Origin of the sequence: Rhizobium sp. BK060, assembly GCF_014193145.1 — a bacterium.
Taxonomy (GTDB): Bacteria; Pseudomonadota; Alphaproteobacteria; order Rhizobiales; family Rhizobiaceae; genus Rhizobium.
Genome location: NZ_JACHYW010000002.1, coordinates 206,904 through 224,511 on the forward strand (window position 1 = coordinate 206,904; position 17,608 = coordinate 224,511).

The 17,608-nt window shown below is 59.5% G+C and carries 16 protein-coding genes; 10 read left to right on the forward strand and 6 right to left on the reverse strand.

Features of this window, described 5'->3' with window-relative positions; translation table 11 throughout:
- Window positions 1-45 precede the first annotated feature (45 nt).
- From FHT71_RS03165 to FHT71_RS03175, 3 genes are all read right to left on the reverse strand, one after another.
- Window positions 46-1,290, reverse strand: a complete 1,245-nt coding sequence (locus FHT71_RS03165) for an FAD-binding oxidoreductase (RefSeq protein ID WP_007796819.1) — start codon at window positions 1,288-1,290, stop codon at window positions 46-48.
- A gap of 74 nt (window positions 1,291-1,364) precedes the next feature.
- Window positions 1,365-1,868, reverse strand: coding sequence for an isoprenylcysteine carboxylmethyltransferase family protein (locus FHT71_RS03170; protein ID WP_132588363.1), 504 nt, complete (start codon window positions 1,866-1,868; stop codon window positions 1,365-1,367).
- A complete protein-coding gene (locus FHT71_RS03175; protein ID WP_183718873.1) occupies window positions 1,865-2,917 on the reverse strand; it encodes a type III polyketide synthase in 1,053 nt (350 codons plus the stop codon). The genes FHT71_RS03170 and FHT71_RS03175 overlap by 4 nt, the downstream gene beginning before the upstream one ends.
- Window positions 2,918-3,082: 165 nt before the next feature.
- On the opposite strand from FHT71_RS03175, the gene FHT71_RS03180 reads away from it, so the two are divergent.
- The 8 genes from FHT71_RS03180 (at window position 3,083) to FHT71_RS03215 (ending at window position 11,555) form a co-directional block, all read left to right on the forward strand.
- Complete coding sequence (locus tag FHT71_RS03180; RefSeq protein WP_132588365.1) at window positions 3,083-3,661, forward strand: tetratricopeptide repeat protein; 579 nt, start codon at window positions 3,083-3,085, stop codon at window positions 3,659-3,661.
- Between the two features lie 59 nt (window positions 3,662-3,720).
- Entirely contained in the window at window positions 3,721-4,326 is a 606-nt protein-coding gene (locus FHT71_RS03185) for an RNA polymerase sigma factor (RefSeq protein ID WP_132588366.1), read from the forward strand.
- On the forward strand, window positions 4,323-5,114 hold the full coding sequence (locus FHT71_RS03190; RefSeq protein WP_132588367.1) for an anti-sigma factor: 792 nt from the start codon (window positions 4,323-4,325) through the stop codon (window positions 5,112-5,114). The genes FHT71_RS03185 and FHT71_RS03190 overlap by 4 nt, the downstream gene beginning before the upstream one ends.
- Window positions 5,115-5,563: 449 nt before the next feature.
- Window positions 5,564-6,703 (forward strand): TRAP transporter substrate-binding protein, encoded by a 1,140-nt coding sequence (locus FHT71_RS03195; protein ID WP_132588368.1) that lies wholly within the window; start codon window positions 5,564-5,566, stop codon window positions 6,701-6,703.
- A gap of 58 nt (window positions 6,704-6,761) precedes the next feature.
- A complete protein-coding gene (locus tag FHT71_RS03200) occupies window positions 6,762-7,430 on the forward strand; it encodes a TRAP transporter small permease subunit (RefSeq protein ID WP_132588369.1) in 669 nt (222 codons plus the stop codon).
- Window positions 7,427-9,169, forward strand: coding sequence for a TRAP transporter large permease subunit (locus FHT71_RS03205; protein ID WP_132588370.1), 1,743 nt, complete (start codon window positions 7,427-7,429; stop codon window positions 9,167-9,169). Before FHT71_RS03200 ends, FHT71_RS03205 begins: the two co-directional genes overlap by 4 nt.
- A 328-nt stretch (window positions 9,170-9,497) precedes the next feature.
- Window positions 9,498-10,892, forward strand: a complete 1,395-nt coding sequence (locus FHT71_RS03210; protein ID WP_132588371.1) for a selenium-binding family protein — start codon at window positions 9,498-9,500, stop codon at window positions 10,890-10,892.
- 30 nt (window positions 10,893-10,922) lie between these two features.
- Window positions 10,923-11,555: a hypothetical protein gene (locus FHT71_RS03215; RefSeq protein WP_183718875.1), complete on the forward strand. Its 633-nt coding sequence runs from the start codon at window positions 10,923-10,925 to the stop codon at window positions 11,553-11,555.
- Between the two features lie 359 nt (window positions 11,556-11,914).
- Here the strand turns inward: FHT71_RS03215 and FHT71_RS03220 are convergent, their stop codons facing one another.
- Genes FHT71_RS03220 through FHT71_RS03230 form a run of 3 tightly spaced genes read right to left on the reverse strand, consistent with a single transcriptional unit; the run spans window position 11,915 to window position 15,526 of the window.
- Entirely contained in the window at window positions 11,915-13,072 is a 1,158-nt protein-coding gene (locus FHT71_RS03220; protein WP_183718877.1) for a M20 aminoacylase family protein, read from the reverse strand.
- Window positions 13,073-13,076: 4 nt separating this feature from the next.
- Window positions 13,077-14,321, reverse strand: coding sequence for a Zn-dependent hydrolase (locus tag FHT71_RS03225; RefSeq protein WP_132588373.1), 1,245 nt, complete (start codon window positions 14,319-14,321; stop codon window positions 13,077-13,079).
- Entirely contained in the window at window positions 14,318-15,526 is a 1,209-nt protein-coding gene (locus FHT71_RS03230; RefSeq protein WP_132588374.1) for a diaminopropionate ammonia-lyase, read from the reverse strand. The genes FHT71_RS03225 and FHT71_RS03230 overlap by 4 nt, the downstream gene beginning before the upstream one ends.
- Before the next feature lie 103 nt (window positions 15,527-15,629).
- On the opposite strand from FHT71_RS03230, the gene FHT71_RS03235 reads away from it, so the two are divergent.
- Both FHT71_RS03235 and FHT71_RS03240 read left to right on the forward strand, forming a co-directional pair.
- Entirely contained in the window at window positions 15,630-16,112 is a 483-nt protein-coding gene (locus FHT71_RS03235) for an Lrp/AsnC family transcriptional regulator (protein WP_132588375.1), read from the forward strand.
- A 510-nt stretch (window positions 16,113-16,622) separates the two neighbouring features.
- Window positions 16,623-17,009 carry a hypothetical protein gene (locus FHT71_RS03240; RefSeq protein ID WP_132588376.1) on the forward strand — a complete coding sequence of 129 codons (387 nt, stop codon included), beginning with the start codon at window positions 16,623-16,625 and terminating at the stop codon, window positions 17,007-17,009.
- Window positions 17,010-17,608 lie beyond the last annotated feature (599 nt).

Here is a 17,608-nt window from a genome sequence, read left to right on the forward strand (position 1 = left end):
TTCTTGAAGAGGACGTATGACCGCAGGCAAACGCGATGACGTTGCTCAGGTGAAACGCTGCGGCGAATAGGCGGAAATATCGATGAATGGCCTTTCGCCTGCAATGGCCTCCGCCAGAGCGCGCCCAGTGACCGGCCCCAAGGTCAGTCCGTGATGGGCGTGGCCGAACGCGAACCATAGACCGTCGTGTCGCGGCGCCCTTCCAATGATGGGCATCATATCAGGCGTGCAGGGGCGGGCGCCCATCCAGGGCTCCGGATCGAGCCTCTCGCCGAGCGGAAAGACTGTGCGCGCTACTTTCTCGGCGCGGTCGAGCTGCACCGGCGTCTTCGGCGCGTCCAGCGCCGCAAATTCAGCGCCTGTCGTCAACCGTATGCCGCGGCTCATCGGTGCAAGGAAGTAACCTCGTTCAGCATCCAGCGTCCAGTTGTGGAGGGTTGCATTGCCTGTCGTGGCATAATGCATGTGATAGCCGCGTTTGACGCCGAGCGGAAAGGCATAGCCGAGCCGACGTGTAGCGACCGCGGCCCAGGGGCCGAGCGCCAGAACCACATCCTCCGCGTCCAGCGAGCCTTCGCTGGTCACCACCCTCCAGCTCGCACCGGAACGACCGAGGGAGTTGGCGTCACCAGTGACACACCTTCCGCCCAGACTCTCGAAATAGGAGCGGTAGGCCATCGTCAATCCGTGCGGGTCGAGCACCGACCACGGATCGCGCCACCGCAGGCCGCCGATGAAATCTCCCTTGATATTGGGTTCGAGCCGCGCCACGCCGGCGGCATCCAACTGCTCGTGCATGACGCCGAACTCGGCCCGTAGCCGCTCAGCCTCGGCGAATTCGGCATCGCGCCGACCGGCTGTGCGGAAGATCTCCATCCAGCCATCCTTCCGGATCAGATGCTGCGCATTCGACGCTTCGATCAGATCATTGTGCTCCGAAATCGAGTGCTCGATCAGCGGGGCATAGGCACGAGAAATCATCTCGTGACGCCTGGCGTTCGAATTCCACCAGTAGCGGCCAAGGAACGCCAATTGTCCGGGCAACGCCTTGAGGTGATAGTGGGCGTCGATCCGGTTGTTGAAGGCATAGCGTATTAGAAGGCCGAGCTGCTGTGGAAACCCGTATGGTACGACGCCTTCGCGTTGAATGAGACCGGCATTGCCGAACGAGGTTTCATTGCCTGGCGCCTTGCGGTCGATCAACGTCACCTGCAGCCCCCGGCGCTGCAGGTGAATGGCCGTCGATACGCCGACGATACCGGCGCCAAGTACGATTGCGTTCTTTGTCATTGCCATGCATTCCACTTACTGCAAGCAATGAAAATGCCGCTCCGACAAGCTACAGGCAAACGAAAAATTTCGTTTCATTTCAAAAACATTGTCGTTTTCAGTGCCTCGTTTTCAGCTTTGATGCGGACATAAAGCACTGCGGCGTTGAGCACCGAAAATATCGCTGCGTAGACGGGCATGCCGAAGGCCAGAGGAAGGATGGCGATCTCGCCTACCACGACGACATAGTTGGGGTGGGCCAGGAACCGGTAGGGTCCACTGCTGACGAGCGGAGCGCCCGGCAGCACGATGATGCGTGTCGTCCATCGTCCCTTGAGCGTGCCTATGACCCAGAGCCGACCCGCCTGCAGGACCATGAAAACGGCAAACCATAGCGGGTCGACCGGGCGGCCGATCGCCAGCAGCCACAATCCGGTGATCCAGCAGCTATGCAGGGCCACCATGTAAGGATAGTGCAGCGGCGCGACCTCCTTCGCGCCGCTGCTCAGAAGCACCTGTGTATTGTGGCGGGCAAGAGCAAGTTCCGCGAGGCGCTGTGCCGTCACGAAGACGAGGAGTGCAATTGAGGGCCACATCATGCGACCCTCTTTAAGGTCACGCAGCTTGCCGTAAAGCCCGGCCCCATCGCGACCATCGCGCTGCGCTCCGGCAGCCCCGCCTTCAAGGCGCGCTCGAGCACGAAGAGCACCGTGGGCGAAGACATGTTGCCGTATTCGGCAAGCACCGCGCGTTCGTGGTCCAGGGTTCCTGCTTCAAGTGACAGCGCGCTTTCAAGGGCAGTCAGCACCCTCGTCCCGCCGGGATGGCAGATGAAGCGATCGATGTCGGCCCGAGAAAGACCGTTGCGCGCCAGTATTCCGTCGACAGCCGGGCCGAGTTCCGTTTCGGCAAAGGGCGGCAACGATTGAGCGAGAACCACACCGAAGCCGGTGTCGTCAATCTTCCACCCCATGATGCCGAGCGTATCGGGGAAGAGATGCTCACCCGTCGACTCGACCTCCACCTTTCCCTCCGGTCCTGCCCGGAGTATGCAGGCTGCCGCGCCATCGCCGAAAAGCGCCGTGGCGATGATGTTCGCGCGCGTCAGTTCGTCCAGACGGAACGCCAGCGTGCAAAGTTCGATTGCCACGAAAAGCACTGTTGCGCCTGGCCGATCCCGGGCGAACCGCGAGGCGATGGCGAAGCCGGAAACACCGGCCGCGCAGCCGAGTCCGAAAACCGGAACACGTTCGATATCCGAGCGAAAGCCCATTTTCTGTGCGAGCTGTGCATCAAGGCTCGGTGTGGCAATGCCGGTGGACGAGATCGTGACGATGCAGTCGACGTCGGACCCTCGCAGGCCCGCCTTCATCAGCGCATTGGTGGCTGTCTCGAAAAACAGGCTGCGCGCCACATCGCCGTAGGCTTCCATCCGGTCCTGCCAGCCGTGCGGCTCGATGAACCATTCCAGTGGACGAGCGGCATAGCGTTTCCTAATGCCGGCATTGTCGAAGACGCTGGCAAGGTGGGAGAAATCCTTGAAGCGTGATGAAAACAAACGGGCGGAAGTCGCCGCCGCTTCCTTTTGTGTGATGACATGTTCCGGCGTTGCAACGGCAAGACTCAGTAATTTTGCGGTATCACTCACGGAATGCTCCTTGTGGCCGGCGCGTGAGCGGCTAACACCTCAGACCTGCATTTATTCGCTGGCGCCGGAGCTGCGACGCCAGAAAAAAGAAGAACACGCAATCGAATAAAGTGCCAGCCAACAGTGTTCACTCGCCGCTAACGTCATTTTCCTAGGAGATATCCCATGACGATCGCGACTGTTCGTATTGCTTCCATCCTGGTCGGCGGCTGCATTGCCGCTTTCGCGCTTTCTGCCCCTGCCTTCGCGATAGGCGGCGGTGGCAGCGGCAGCGGAAGTGGCTCCAGTGGCGCCGGTAGTTCTGGCGGCAGCAGCGGCACCATGCCGACCTGCAAGAAGGGCCAGCTGTATGACAAGAAAACGAAGCGGTGCGTCAAGCAGAGTAGCGCCAACGTGACGGAAGAAAACCGCACGGACTATGCCTATTCGCTGGCAAAGGCCGGCCGCTACGAAGAAGCGCTTGCCATGCTCGATACGTTGAAGAACCCGAATACCGCCGAGGCCCTGAACTATCGCGGCTACGCCACCCGCAAGCTTGGCCGCACGGACGAGGGAATTTCCTACTACCTGAAATCCGTCGAGCTTGATCCCAACTATGCGCAGGTTCGCGAATATCTCGGCGAAGCCTACGTCATCAAGGGACGTCTTGATCTCGCCAAGGAGCAGCTCGAAACGATCAAGACGATCTGCGGCACCGAATGCGAGGCGTATCGCGATCTCAACGAAGCGATCCTCAAGCCGTAGGAGCTATGACGCTGACGTAAAGCGGGAATGTGCAATTTCGGTTGAACGGGAACTACCAAATGCCGGTCGCATACACCACATTTCCTGCCTATAGTCGCGCAAAACCGAGGCCGTCGGTGCAACCGGCGGCTTTGGAAGGAAAACCCGTGGCGGAGGCTCTCATCGCAAGCGAAGCCGACATCAGGAGCGGCCTGGCGGATAATCTTGTGCGGCTGTGGCGCTATGGCCTCGTGCTCTCGCATCGCCGCGATATTGCCGACGATCTCGTGCAACAGACCTGCCTGCGTGCCCTTGAGCGCTTTGAACAGTTCGAGGCCGGAACGCGGCTGGACCGCTGGTTGTTCTCTATTCTGCATTCCATCTGGTTGAATGAAATCCGATCGCAGCGGGTGCGCCTCGGTCAGGGCTTTGTCGATGCTAACGAGGCCTTGGTCGTCGATGGAGCCCATGACACGGAAACGCATGTCATGGCGAACCAGGTTCTACGATTGGTCAATGCGCTGCCGGATGCGCAACGGGCCGCCGTCTTCCTCGCCTATGTGGAAGGCCTTTCCTACAGGGAGGTAGCAAGCATATTGGATATCCCGATCGGAACCGTGATGAGCCGCCTTGCCGCGGCGCGCGCCAAGATCGCAGCCAATGTCTCGGGAGAGGGGGCGACATGAACGACAAGAACCCGATCCTTTCCGATGAGGAGTTAACGGCCTATATCGACGGCGAACTGTCGGATGCGGAAGTGTCGCGCATCGAGGCGCTTCTCCATTCGAACGAGCGTGTGGGCGCAAGGCTGAAGTTCCTGTCGCGTAGCAGCCTCCAGTTCAAGCAAGCCTTCGAGCCGCTGCTTACCGCGGCGCCGAAGACCGAACTCGATGCTATGCTCGGCATTGTGCCGGGCGATGCAAAGCCGGCTCCTTCGCGCCCCAGTCGCCGAGGCTTCCTTAGCGCGATTGCCGTCTGCCTCGTCGCGGGTGTTGTCGCCGACCGGGCCTTCATCGGCATTCGCAATCGCTTGCATGCGCCTGATGAAAACAGCGAATGGCGCACTGTGGTTGCCGAATACATTACCCTCTATACCGCGGATACTCTGGCCGGCCCGTCGCCGTCCGATGACGCGCAGGCCGCGCAACTGGCTCTCCTCGACGACAAGCTTGGCCTTTCCCTTTCACCTCAGACGGTGTCGCTGCCGGGTATCGAGTTCAAGCGTGCTCAGCTGTTGCAGTATGACGACAAGCCGCTGGCGCAGATTGCCTATCTAGACCCCGAGACGGGGCCGCTGGCGCTGTGCATTGTCCGCTCGGCTGTCGGTACGAAGGAGCCTGACGTCGAAGGCCGACACGGCTTGAACGTTGTCTACTGGTCAAATCCAACGCATGCCTTCATGCTGATCGGCCGCATTCCGATCGACCGCATGCAGGAACTGGCGGAGGATGTGAGGAAAAAGACCTTAGCGTGATGCTCAGGAGGGAATTTGGCTGATGACTCCGGGTTTCCGCATTTCAAAGACTAACAATATTTCCTCTGAATTCCCTATGTTTTTCCGATCGTGAGCGATGATCGCCTCTGGCGCAAAGCGGAAGCAGCGTGGCTTAAATCAGCCGGGGATGCTTATCAACTATCGCCAGTCGACGCCTCCAACAATCGCCTACATCGTTAGTGCATGCACGCCCTAACCGCCGCTGTCGGGGTCGACGCCGGGCAGTTCTAACGGGCCAGCCAGATGGCGCTTCGGGAGCTGGTAGTCAGGGAAAGGTGCGGACGCACAGGTGTTGTAGTTGGAGCTCATTGAGGAGTATTATCTAAATCTAAAATAGAAATTATGAGCGGGAACGAGCGGAAAACTGCAGAACCCTTTTCCGCAGTTGGCCCATAAGGACGAGGAAGCCCGTACTTCGGGAGGAAAAGATGAAACACATGCAGATCAGGGGGAGACCGTCGCGCCGTAAATTTCTAAGCGGGGCAGCCATGGCCGGTGCGGCGATGATCGCAGCACCAAGCGTCGTCAAGGCGCAGGGGCCGGTCAACATGCGTTGGCAGAGCACCTGGCCATCCAAGGACATCTTTCACGAATTCGCGCTTGATTTCGCAAAAAAGGTCACTGACATGACCGGCGGCGATCTCAAAATTGAAGTGCTGCCGGCAGGTGCGGTGGTGCCTGCCTTCGGCTTGCTCGACGCGGTCTCCCAGGGGACGCTCGACGGAGGGCACGGCGTGGTTGCGTATCACTACGGCAAACAGGCGGCGCTGGCTCTGTGGGGCTCGGGGCCGGGATTTGCCATGGATGCCAACATGTTGCTCGCCTGGCACAAATACGGCGGCGGCAGGGACCTCCTCGTAAAGCTCTATGAATCGATCGGGGCCAATGTGGTTTCGTTCCTCTACGGGCCGATGCCGACACAGCCGCTCGGCTGGTTCAAGAAGCCGGTCGCCAAGGTGGAGGATTTTCAGGGACTGAAATTCCGCACCGTCGGCATTTCCATTGATGTGTTCACCGGCCTTGGTGCCGCGGTCAATGCGCTGCCTGGCGGCGAGATCGTGGCGGCATTGGACCGCGGCCTGCTCGACGCGGCCGAGTTCAACAACGCGTCGTCCGACCGGGCTTTGGGTTTCCCTGACGTCTCTAAGATTTGCATGCTGCAAAGCTATCACCAGAATGCCGAGCAGTTCGAGGTGCTGTTCAACAAAGCGAAATACGATTCATTGCCTGACCAGATGAAGGCGATCATCTCCAATGCCGCGGAGGCCGCCTCTCAGGACATGCACTGGAAGGCGATCGACCGCTATTCGACCGACTACGCGGAGATGCAAACAACCGACAAGGTCAAGTTCTACAAGACGCCGGAAGCGATCCTCAAACGGCAACTGGACGTCTACGACGAGGTCGTGAAGAAGAAGGCAGCGGAAAACCCGCTGTTCAAGGAGGTTATCCAGTCGCAAATAGCTTTTGCGGCGCGGGCAACGCGGTGGGAACAGGATACCGTCGTCAACCGCCGGCTAGCCTTCGATCACTACTTCGGCCCGAACGGAGTTGCGAAGGAACTATAACGTTATCACCGGACAACGGTGCTTCTAACGAAGGTATAAGCTATCTCGGGGGGCACCCGTGGACGTTCAGCAGTTTCTCATCAGGATCGATGCGATCAGCGTGTGGGTCGGCAAGGCTGCGGCGTGGCTGATCATCGGCCTGATGACGCTCGTCTGCATCGAAGTCTTCAAGCGCTACATCATGAACATGCCGACAGCGTGGATTTTCGATGTTAGCAATATGTTCTACGGCACCCTGTTCATGCTCGCCGGAGCCTATGCGCTGGCGCAGAATGCCCATGTACGCGGCGACTTTCTCTACAGCTCGCTCAGGCCTCGCATACAGGCGACGCTCGATCTCCTTCTTTATATCCTATTCTTCCTGCCGGGCGTCGCCGCGCTCATCTATGCCGGTTACCACTATGCGGGGCTATCCTGGCGGATCGGCGAGCATTCGACCGTCACGGCGGAAGGCCCGCCGATCTACTACTTCAAGACCGTCATTCCGGTAGCGGGCGTACTTGTCCTCATTCAGGGGCTCGCCGAGATCGCGCGCTGCATCCTCTGCCTGAGGACCGGAGAATGGCCGCGCCGGCTCAAGGATGTGGAGGACATCGACGTTGTCGCCGAACAGCTTGCGCATAGCGAGCACATAGACGCGCAAACGCGCGAGGCGGCGATCCAGCACGCCCAGGATATCGACAGGGCGGCGCGGCAACGGGGCCGGGGAGGAGACATCGAGACGTGACTGATCCGTTCCTCGGACTGACGATGCTAATTCTCATCGTGGTCGTCATCGTCATGGGGTTCCCGACAGCCTTCACGCTGATGGGGCTCGGCATGATTTTCGGCTTCTACGCATTCTACAATCCGGCCGAGCACTGGATCGACAACCGCGTCTTCGACCTGATGGTTCAGCGCACCTATGGGGCGATGACCAACGATGTCCTGATCTCCATCCCGCTCTTCGTGCTGATGGGCTACGTGATGGAGCGTGGTGCGCTGGTGGACAAGATGTTCTACAGCATCCAGCTTTCCTTCCGGCGGATTCCCGCCTCGCTTGCCGTTGCGACCCTCATCGTCTGCACCTTCTGGGGCATTGCCAGCGGCCTTGTCGGAGCGGTGGTGGTGCTGATGGGCGTCATTGCAATGAACCCGATGCTGCGCGCCGGCTATGACGTCAGGCTGGCCTCGGGAGTGATCACCGCCGGCGGCACGCTGGGCATTCTGATTCCGCCATCCGTGATGATCATTGTCTATGCTGCGGTTGCGGGACAATCTGTCGTCAAACTCTATGCCGCCGCGATGTTTCCCGGCTTCTTTCTCGCGCTTCTCTATCTCGCCTACATCCTCGGCTGGGCGACCATCAGTCCGAAGATCGCGCCCGCCCTGCCCGAGCAACAGACGAGAGTCCCCGTGCCCAGCTGGATGGAGCGTTTTCAGGCGCTCTATTCCCACAACATGCTCGTCGGGCTTCTCCGCGCATTGGTCTCGCCATCAAAGGCGATGGCGCTCGAGACGGGCGAGGGGCGGCTCAGCTACTGGAAGCTGGTCAAGAATGCTTGCGCTGCGCTCGTGCCCTTCTCGCTGACGGCATTCACTCTGGCGCTCGTGTGGTGGTATGTCGTCATCTATCCTCAGGCATCGGCAGTGGCGGAAGCACCGGAAGGGTTGGAACAACTCGGCGCACCCGCATCTGACGCCGAGCCGGTGGCGGTGAATGGGCCAGCAACCACTTTCTACGTGGCCTTCGGGATCATCGCCGCAATCGCAGCGGCGGTACTCCTGCGCTACTACAGGAATATGAGTGCGGAGCGGCTGCAGGTTGTGAAACTGCTGGTTTCGTCGGTCATGCCGCTCGGGATCCTGACCGTTGTCGTGCTCGCCGTCATTCTGTTCGGCATCACGACGGCGACCGAGTCCGCCGCGGTTGGGGCCGCCGGCGCCTTTCTGCTGGCGTTCCAGGCCCGGACGCTCAACTGGAAACGCACGAAGGAGGCGGTCTTCCTGACAGCGAAGACCACGGCCATGGTTTGCTGGCTCTTCGTCGGTTCGGCGCTCTTTTCCGCTGTCTTCGCTATCCTCGGCGGCCAGGCACTGGTTGAAGAGTGGGTGCTGGCGCTCGATCTCACGCCCGTGCAGTTCATGATTCTGTCGCAGGCGATCATCTTCATTCTCGGCTGGCCGCTCGAATGGACCGAGATCATCATCATTTTCGTGCCGATCTTCCTTCCGATGCTGAGGCACTTCGATATAGATCCGATCCTCTGGGGCGTGCTCGTCTTCGTCAATCTGCAGGCGGCGTTCCTGTCGCCGCCGGTGGCGATGTCAGCCTATTATCTCAAGGGCGTCTCGCCACCGCACGTCACCCTCAACCAGATCTTCGCCGGCATGATGCCCTACATGCTGATCGTCATCCTCTGCATGATTATCATGTATGTATGGCCGGGCATGACACTGTGGCTTCCGAACTATCTTTACGGCTAAGAGACATTGCCGTCTGCGGCGGCCCGTGCTGCAACACCTCTATGCCAATGCCTGTTGCTATCGATTTCTTTTGCTCTGACATCTCAAAGTCCCGTTGATGAGGTGGAAGCCGCGCGAGAGCGGCGAAAAAGGGACTGCCCAAACCCGGCATTATTTGAGACAATTGCGTGGGGAGGATTGCCTCTACGGCTCGCTCAGCCGGTTTCGAATCGATATCTCGTCGAAACGTCCTTGGATCCTGCCCCGTCCGCAGCGGTGAGTCGGCTGTCGGCAAGCATCTAGCGAACATTTTTTGTTGTTCAGCAAACGCGAGCCAGGAGCACTTCACATGGTAACGTGGAAACCCGATCCAAGCTTTTATCCGTCACCGCGAATGGCCATGAAAGCCGCGCCGGAGACGCTTGCCTACGTCGTCGCCTTCGATCCGGCGCGAGCGGTTCCCGACGAGCTGGCGGTCGTCGATGTAGATCCGAAATCGGCTTCTTACGGGCAGATCGTAAATAACCTCGCGATGCCCAATGTCGGCGACGAATTGCATCATTTCGGCTGGAACGCCTGCTCGTCCTGTCTATGTCCGAACGCACCGCACCCGCATGCGGAGCGCCGCTATCTGGTCGTGCCGGGACTAAAATCCTCCCGCATCCATATCATCGACACCAAACCGGATGGCAGGAGCCCGTCCATCGTCAAGGTGATCGAGCCCGGCGAAGTGGCCGAACGGGCTGGTTATTCCCGGCCGCACACAATTCATTGCGGCCCGGAGGGCATCTATGTTGCCGCACTTGGTAATGCCGAAGGCAAGGCCCCAGGCGGCATTTTTCTAATGGATCACGAGACCTTCGAGGTCCGCGGCCAGTGGGAAATGGATCGGGGGCCGCAACAGCTTTCCTATGACGTCTGGTGGCACCTTGGCCACGATACGCTCGTCACCAGCGAGTGGGGCACGCCGGATACGTTCGAAAACGGCTTGATCCCGGAAATTCTGCTCGGCGCGAAATACGGCCGCCGTCTGCATTTTTGGGATTTGCACAAGCGCAAGCACCTGCAGAGCATCGATTTTGGCGACAAATATCAGCTTGTATTCGAACTCAGGCCCGCGCACGACCCGACCAAGGCCTATGGATTTGTCAACTGCGTGCTCAGCCTCGAGGACCTCTCCTCCTCGATCTGGGTCTGGCACCGCGACGGCGCGAAGTGGGGGGTGACAAAGGTGATAGATATTCCGGCCGAGCCCGCCGATCCGGACCTGTTGCCGCCGGTGCTGAAGGGTTTCAATGCCGTGCCGCCGCTCGTCACCGACATCGATCTTTCGATGGATGACAGATTTCTCTACGTGTCCTGCTGGGGAACCGGCGACCTGCGTCAGTACGATGTCTCCGATCCGTTCAAGCCGAAGCTGACTGGCAAGGTCCGGATCGGCGGTATCGTTTCGCGTGCTTCGCATCCAGGGGCGAATAACGGCGCGCTGAATGGTGGCCCGCAAATGGTCGAGATCAGCCGAGACGGTCGCCGCGTCTATTTCACGAACTCACTCTATGGGGCGATCGACGAGCAGTTCTATCCCGACGGCGTCTCTGGCTGGATGGTGAAACTTGACGCGGAACCGGACGGCGGCATTGCCTTTGACGAGAAATTCTTCGTCGAATGGCCGAAGTCACATCGCCCGCACCAGGTCCGTCTGCAGGGTGGAGATTGCTCGTCAGATTCTTACTGTTACCCGTAGGGAAAATGACGTCAGCCAGATGAGGCGCCCATGAACGAGCTCTGGCCCTGGATGCTGCTGGCGGGACTGGGCGCCTTCCATGGTCTCAATCCGGCGATGGGATGGCTGTTTGCCGTCGCACTTGGCGTTCACCGGCAGAGTTCGGCCGCGGTGGTCCAGGCGGTACCCGCCATCGCCCTCGGGCATGCTGTCTCCATCGCATTGGTCGCCGGAACCGTTGTCGCCGCCGGCCTGCTCGTGAACCAGGATGCTGTATGCACGGCCACCGGTGGGGCCCTTGTTGTATGGGCTATCTGGCATCAGGTCTTCGGCCACACCCGCCGCGTTCGCATCGGCTTGCGCACGGGGCTTGCCGGCCTTGCCTTCTGGTCGTTCCTGATGGCGACGGCCCATGGTGCGGGGCTCATGGTTCTGCCGGCCTTGATGCCCCTCTGCCTCACGGAGTCGCCATTGCGCGAAATCGGCGGCGTTGGGTCCGCGGCGATGACGATCGCAGCGGTCGGTGTCCACACCCTTGCGATGTTGGCGGTCACAGGTCTCGTTGCCCTGGCGGTCTATCGCTGGGTCGGGCTCGAGATATTGCGCAGTGCCTGGATCAACGTGGATCTCGTATGGACGCTGGTGCTGCTTGGCACCGGTGTCGCGCTGCTGATCGTCGGGTGAGGGTGACACCCTACGTCATTATAATGCTCGCTTTATCGCGCGCATCCTTTGATGCCACCTGGGACACTGCCCTTGCTTGCCGCTATCGACGCCTAAACGGGATCTGTCCCGTCGGAGAGAGCAAGCATCCAAGGGAAATTAGAGAGAATTGGCTAGGGGAGTCTTGATTCTAACACAATTTCAAAGGTTTAGCGAAATAAGCTTGAAATTCCCTCTGTTTTTCCGCCGCGAGCGACCGTGGATGCCAGCTTTGTGCCCCGGCTTTGGGCCTCAGTCAACACAGGGGACGAGCGGCAATTATTTCCGCTACGGTGCAATATCGCGAACACTCTCCACCCTGACGGACCCGCGGTGTGAGTTCAATTGGCCGGAAGTCGTCGACGCACGATTCCTACGTGGAAGCGCATGCCGTGGACGAGGCCCTCGTCGTTGAAGTCGTAGCTCGGGTTATGAAGTGGAGCCGACTCCTTCCCATTACCGAGGAAGACGAAGCATCCAGGGACACGGCTGAGGAACTGCGCGAAGTCTTCCGATGCGGTCATGGGCTTCGAGGCGGTCCGCACCTGTGATGCCCCGAAAAGCTCTGTCGCAACGGCCATGGCCTCATCGGTCAAGGCGGCGTCGTTCAGCAGGGGAACGAATTCCCGGGTATAGTGGACGTCCGCTTCGATATTGAAGGCGAGTGCAGTCCCTTCCGTGATCACCCGCATTTGTTTTTCGATACGCTCGCTGACCTCGCTTCTGAAGCTGCGGCAGTCGCCCAGAATTTGCGCCGTACCGGGCAGGGCGTTTCTGGTGCCGTCGGTGATCAGCTCGGTCACGGAGACGACGCCGATGTCGGCGGGGTCGATGCGCCTTGCGACGATCGTCTGGAGGTTCGTCACCAGAGCGCATGCTGCCACCAGCACCTCATTGCCCCAATGCGGACGTGCGGCATGGCCACCCACGCCCCTCAAAGTGATCTCGAAATTGTCTTCGGCCGACATGAAGGCTCCAGCCTTGGTCTCAAAGTTGCCGACCGGAAGCCCCGGCATGTTGTGGATGCCATAAATTTCATCGAAGGGATGCTTTTCGAACAGGCCGTCCGACATCATCGACAGCGCGCCTTTGCCCCATTCCTCGGCAGGCTGGAAAACGAACCGGACGATGCCGTTGAAACCACCTTCCTCGGCGAGCAGCTTCGCGGCGCCCAATAGCATTGCGGCATGACCGTCGTGACCGCAGGCGTGCATGACACCGTCGTTCCGGGATTTGTAGTCCGGCGCGCCCTCTTCGGTGATCCGCAGTGCGTCGATGTCGGCGCGCAGGGCGATTGCGCGATTGCCGGTACCGCGCCTGAGAGTTCCCACCACGCCTGTGCCGCCGACGCCCTCGGTGACGTCATTTAGGCCGAACTCCCTCAGTTTGGCGGCGACGAATGCGGATGTCGCCCTCTCCTCGAAGCCGAATTCGGGATTGGCATGCAGGTGCCTGCGCCATCGGGTCATTTCCGCGTGAAGTGTCTTGATGTCGGTCATCGCTTTAATCCTCCGACGCGGTGAGCTTGCGGACCACGTCAAGCAAGATGTTGGCACCCGCAATCAGATCGGCGTCGGGCGTGTGTTCTTTCGGATTATGGCTGATGCCTGCGATGCTTGGCACGAAGATCATCGCCGACGGCGCGATCCGCGCGATCATCTGGGCGTCGTGTCCTGCTCCGGATGTCATCCGCCTGGATTTCAATCCGCGCGCGGCCGCGGCCACCTCAACAGCAGCCACGATGCTGCTGTTGAATGCCACGGGTTTGAACCTCGCCAGACGTTCCGTGGAGATCGTGACCTGCTCTTCGGCGGCCAACTTGTAGAGATACTCGGCAAGGGCGGATTCCTCGGCCAAAAGACGATCCTCGTCCGGATCGCGGAGGTCGACGGTGAACGTCGCCTTCGATGGAATCACGTTGATCGCGTTTGGTTCGAGCTCCATGCGGCCGACCGTCGCCACCGTCGGCGTGTTCGACGCCTTCGCCCGTTCGCGCAGGAAGGTAATGACACGCGCCGCAGCCAGGCCTGCATCCCGGCGCATCGAGATCGGAGTAGTGCCCGCGTGGTTGGCGTCACCTTCGATCGTCACCTTCTGCCAGGAAATACCTTGGAGGTTCTCGACGGCTCCAACCGGAACCCCTTCACGCTCGAGCAGCGGGCCTTGTTCGATGTGCAGTTCTACATAGGCGTGAGGCTGCATGAAGCCCGGCTCATGCGTTCCCGCATAACCGATCCTGGCAAGCTCGTCCCCAAGGACTGAACCGTCTGTGCCAACAGTGGCAAGTGCTTCATCGACATCAAGTCCCCCCGAATAGACGAGAGAGCCCATCATGTCGGGTGCGTAGCGAACGCCTTCCTCATTGGTGAATGCGCCGACCACGATCGGGCGGACGGGATCGAACCCGTCTGTCTTTAAGGTCTCGATCACTTCAAGTCCGGAAAGGACGCCATAGCATCCGTCGAAAATGCCGGCATTGATGACCGTGTCGATATGCGACCCCAGCATCAAGGGCTTCGTAGAGCCGGCCGCTCCCGACGGCGTCCAGATGCCGAAGACGTTGCCGATGCGGTCCACTGCGACCTCAAGTCCCGCCTCCCGCATCCAAGAGGTTAAGCAATCCCGACCGAGCTTGTCGGTGTCGGATGCGGCAAGCCTGATCAGACGTCCATTATCGTCTCTGCCGATTGACCCCAGTTCGAGGAGACGTCCGAGCAGACGCTTTGCATTCACCGATGATCCAGTCATGCCACTGCCTCCGCATTCCTCGACAAAACGGCGCCGGGAGCTTCCCCGACAATTTCCTCGTATTTGACAGGGTCGGTCGCGCCCTCAGTGTTGATCACGAGAACCCGCGAATACGGGCCAAGCTGCAAGGCGGCCTTGCTCGCCGGATCGCCGATTGCCTTGATCAACCCTGCCAGGCCTACGCCTCCGCTTTCACCTGCCACCACCGCCGGATCGCCCGCGGTTGGATACGCCAGTTTCCTCATCACGGTGATGGCGTCATCCTCGTCCACAGTCATGAAGGCGTCGGCCACGCGCGAGAGGATACGCCAGGCCACCAATGAGGGTTCGTAGCACTCCAGCATCGCCATGACCGTCGGTTCGCCATGGGGGATGATCACAGGATGTCCCGCCTTGGCGGTTTCGACGATGCAAGCGGCTCGGCTCGGATCAACGACGGTGAACACCGGTCGTTCGTCACCCAGGACGATAGCGAGATGGCCGGCGGCGGCCGCGGCGATGCCGCCGACGCCAGACTGAACGAACACATGTGTCGGAGGCTCCGGCATCTTCCTGAGCGCCTCCTGGATGATCGCGGTGTAGCCCTGCATCACAAGGCCGGGAATACGCTCATAGCCGGGCCATGACGTGTCTGACACGATCGTCCATCCGCGTTCGGCAGCGACTTTGGATGCTTCTCTCACGGAGTCGTCGTAAGTGCCCTCCACCCGGATCATGTCCGCGCTGAACCGGGCTATCGCCGCGACCCGTTCGTCGCTGACACCGGAATGCACAAAGATGGCTGCCTTCGCGCCGACAAGCTGAGCGCCCTGCGCGACGGACCGTCCATGGTTGCCGTCTGTGGCGCAGGCGACCGTCATGGTTTGCGTGATTGCGGCGACGTCAGGCGTGTGAAGTTCCGACACGTCGAGCTGCCGGGACAATCGCCTGCTGGCCTCTTCGAGGACGAGCCGGATCACGGCGTACGATCCACCGAGCGCCTTGAAGCTGCCGAGACCGAGCCGGAATCCTTCGTCCTTCAGGTGGATGCTGGACACGCCGAGCTCGTGAGCGAGCGCGGACAGGGATACGAGAGGCGTCTCCGCGTTGTTTTCCCGGTAGGATAGGAACCGCTGAACCTCTGTCACGGCTTCTACGCCAAGCGTTTCCGAGTCACGCGGATCGAGCGGAGTCTTGTATGCAACATTCAAATTTTTGAGAAACATGATGGACCTCGCTAAGTTCGAGGGGAAATATATTGCATCTCACACGCAGAGTGCGCTGTATCTCGGGGCAAATTTTGCAAGTTTGTTTCGCTTGGAGGTCCAAATGGGTGCGACTGCACGCCGGGTGGCATTGGATGATTTCGACCGGCAGATCCTCGCCATCCTGCAAAAGGACAACATGACGCCGCAACGGACGATCGGGGAGGCGGTGAACCTGTCCGCTCCCGCGGTCCAGCGCCGGATGAAGAGGATGACGGAGGCTGGCGTGATCCAAGCGAACGTCGCGATCGTTGATCCCGCTGCGCTCGGCCATCCGATCACCATCTTCGTCGAGGTCGAAGTCATCAGTGAAACGGCGGAGCAGATCGAAAATGCGAAGCGCGAGTTCGCCACCACTCCCGAGATCCAGCAATGCTACTACGTGACGGGCGAGGCGGATTTCGTCCTGGTCATTGTCGTACCTTCAATGACTGCGTACGAGGCCCTGACCAAGCAGCTCTTCTTTGGAAACAACAACGTCAAACGGTTCCGCACATTTGTAGCGATGGACCGTATCAAGGCTGGCCTCGAAGTCCCTGTGCTGTGAACCCAGCTTGGGCCGGCTGGAAAAAGATGGCTTGACTGTCGCGCGATATCGTTGAGCGCTTAAGGCGGTGTGGCGGAGGAGTTGGAATGTCCGCTCTTGTGCAAAGCTAAAATGTCACGTCCGGCTGCTTCGGCCAGTTAGATATGCGACATTCGGCATCTCCAACCGCTCCATGGAATCGTTTCAGTCCTTCTGGCAGCGCAGCTCGGGATAGAAGAGCAAAACGGGACCGCTGACACTGAAGCGGAGCCTGAACCGATGGCCGCAACCGTCGTCGCGACGCCGGATGAAGCCTAGGGGCATCGTCGGCGCCATGCCCGAAATCAAAATCCCGCAACTGATCTTCTCCCTAAGCGTCACGAACTATGGCTCCGACAACCTGCACAAGAAGATTAGTGCCTTTACAATAGATCGCTTATCCGCAATCTTTGCCCGGTGGATTAACAAGCAATCAGTACGAAAGAAGGCGCGCACGACAACGGTCACCCAGAGCCAATAGGAGATCGAAGCATGAGACAGAAGAACGTTCGGATCTATCGAAATCCAGACAGGGGCGAGTCCGTCAAGGTTACCTGGGGCGAGGGCGGTGAGAACGACTATTCTGACGTTGAAGCGGCCGCGACCGCCCTTGGCTGTTCGACAGAGTGGTTGGAGCAAAACCTGAAGGCTAGCTTTCTCACGAGCGTCGGCATATCGGAACTCGACCTATATTGGGACGACTCGATGTGGCGTTCCGACACAGCAGGCAGGAATTTCAGTATAAAAGACCGCGTCAGTCTATTTGGCGAGATTACTGCCGTGGATGATGAAAAGGGAGAGGTTACCATTCGGATCAATGGCGTTCCTGTGGCTGTCACCTTGTCGAACGAGAACGTTGTTCTTCTCGCAAGGAATTAGGCGTGGTGAGCGGGAGCGCTAATTCTTCTCCTCCCGATACGGCAAAACCGTCGAAGTTGTACCCATCGATGATGATAACGATGTTCGCACGTCGCCGCGACCTGCGAAGGCAAAGTTCTGCAGCATCTCCTCGAGCGTTGCTTTGATTTAGATGCGCCCGCACATGACTAGCCTCCTCGCCAATCAAAGCTTGTGGCTGTCGCCGTTATAGTCAAGGCGTGCGACTTCGCCGAAGATAGGCGGACATCCGGAATGTCCTGCTAAAATCTCTTCGCAACCTGGTACTCATTCGCTCCCCGGATCGATGCCTCTCCGCGCGGTCGATCTCGAATTGAAGCTCGAGGCGGCGCGCTTTCAGCTTTTCAACGTTGGTCACGCATTTAATCTCCATTCAGATACGGAGACACGACCGAGCTCGCCGGATCGTATTCTCTTAATTTCCCGCTCTTCATGGGTTGGTAAATCAACTCGCGGTATTCGCTGCCTTTGCGGGTATTGACGTATGCTTCAATTACATCGACGCAGGTTGGCTCAGGTAACATCCACTCTTCAGCCAACACCGACTGCGCGACGAGAAGTCCGACAAGGACTGCCGCAAA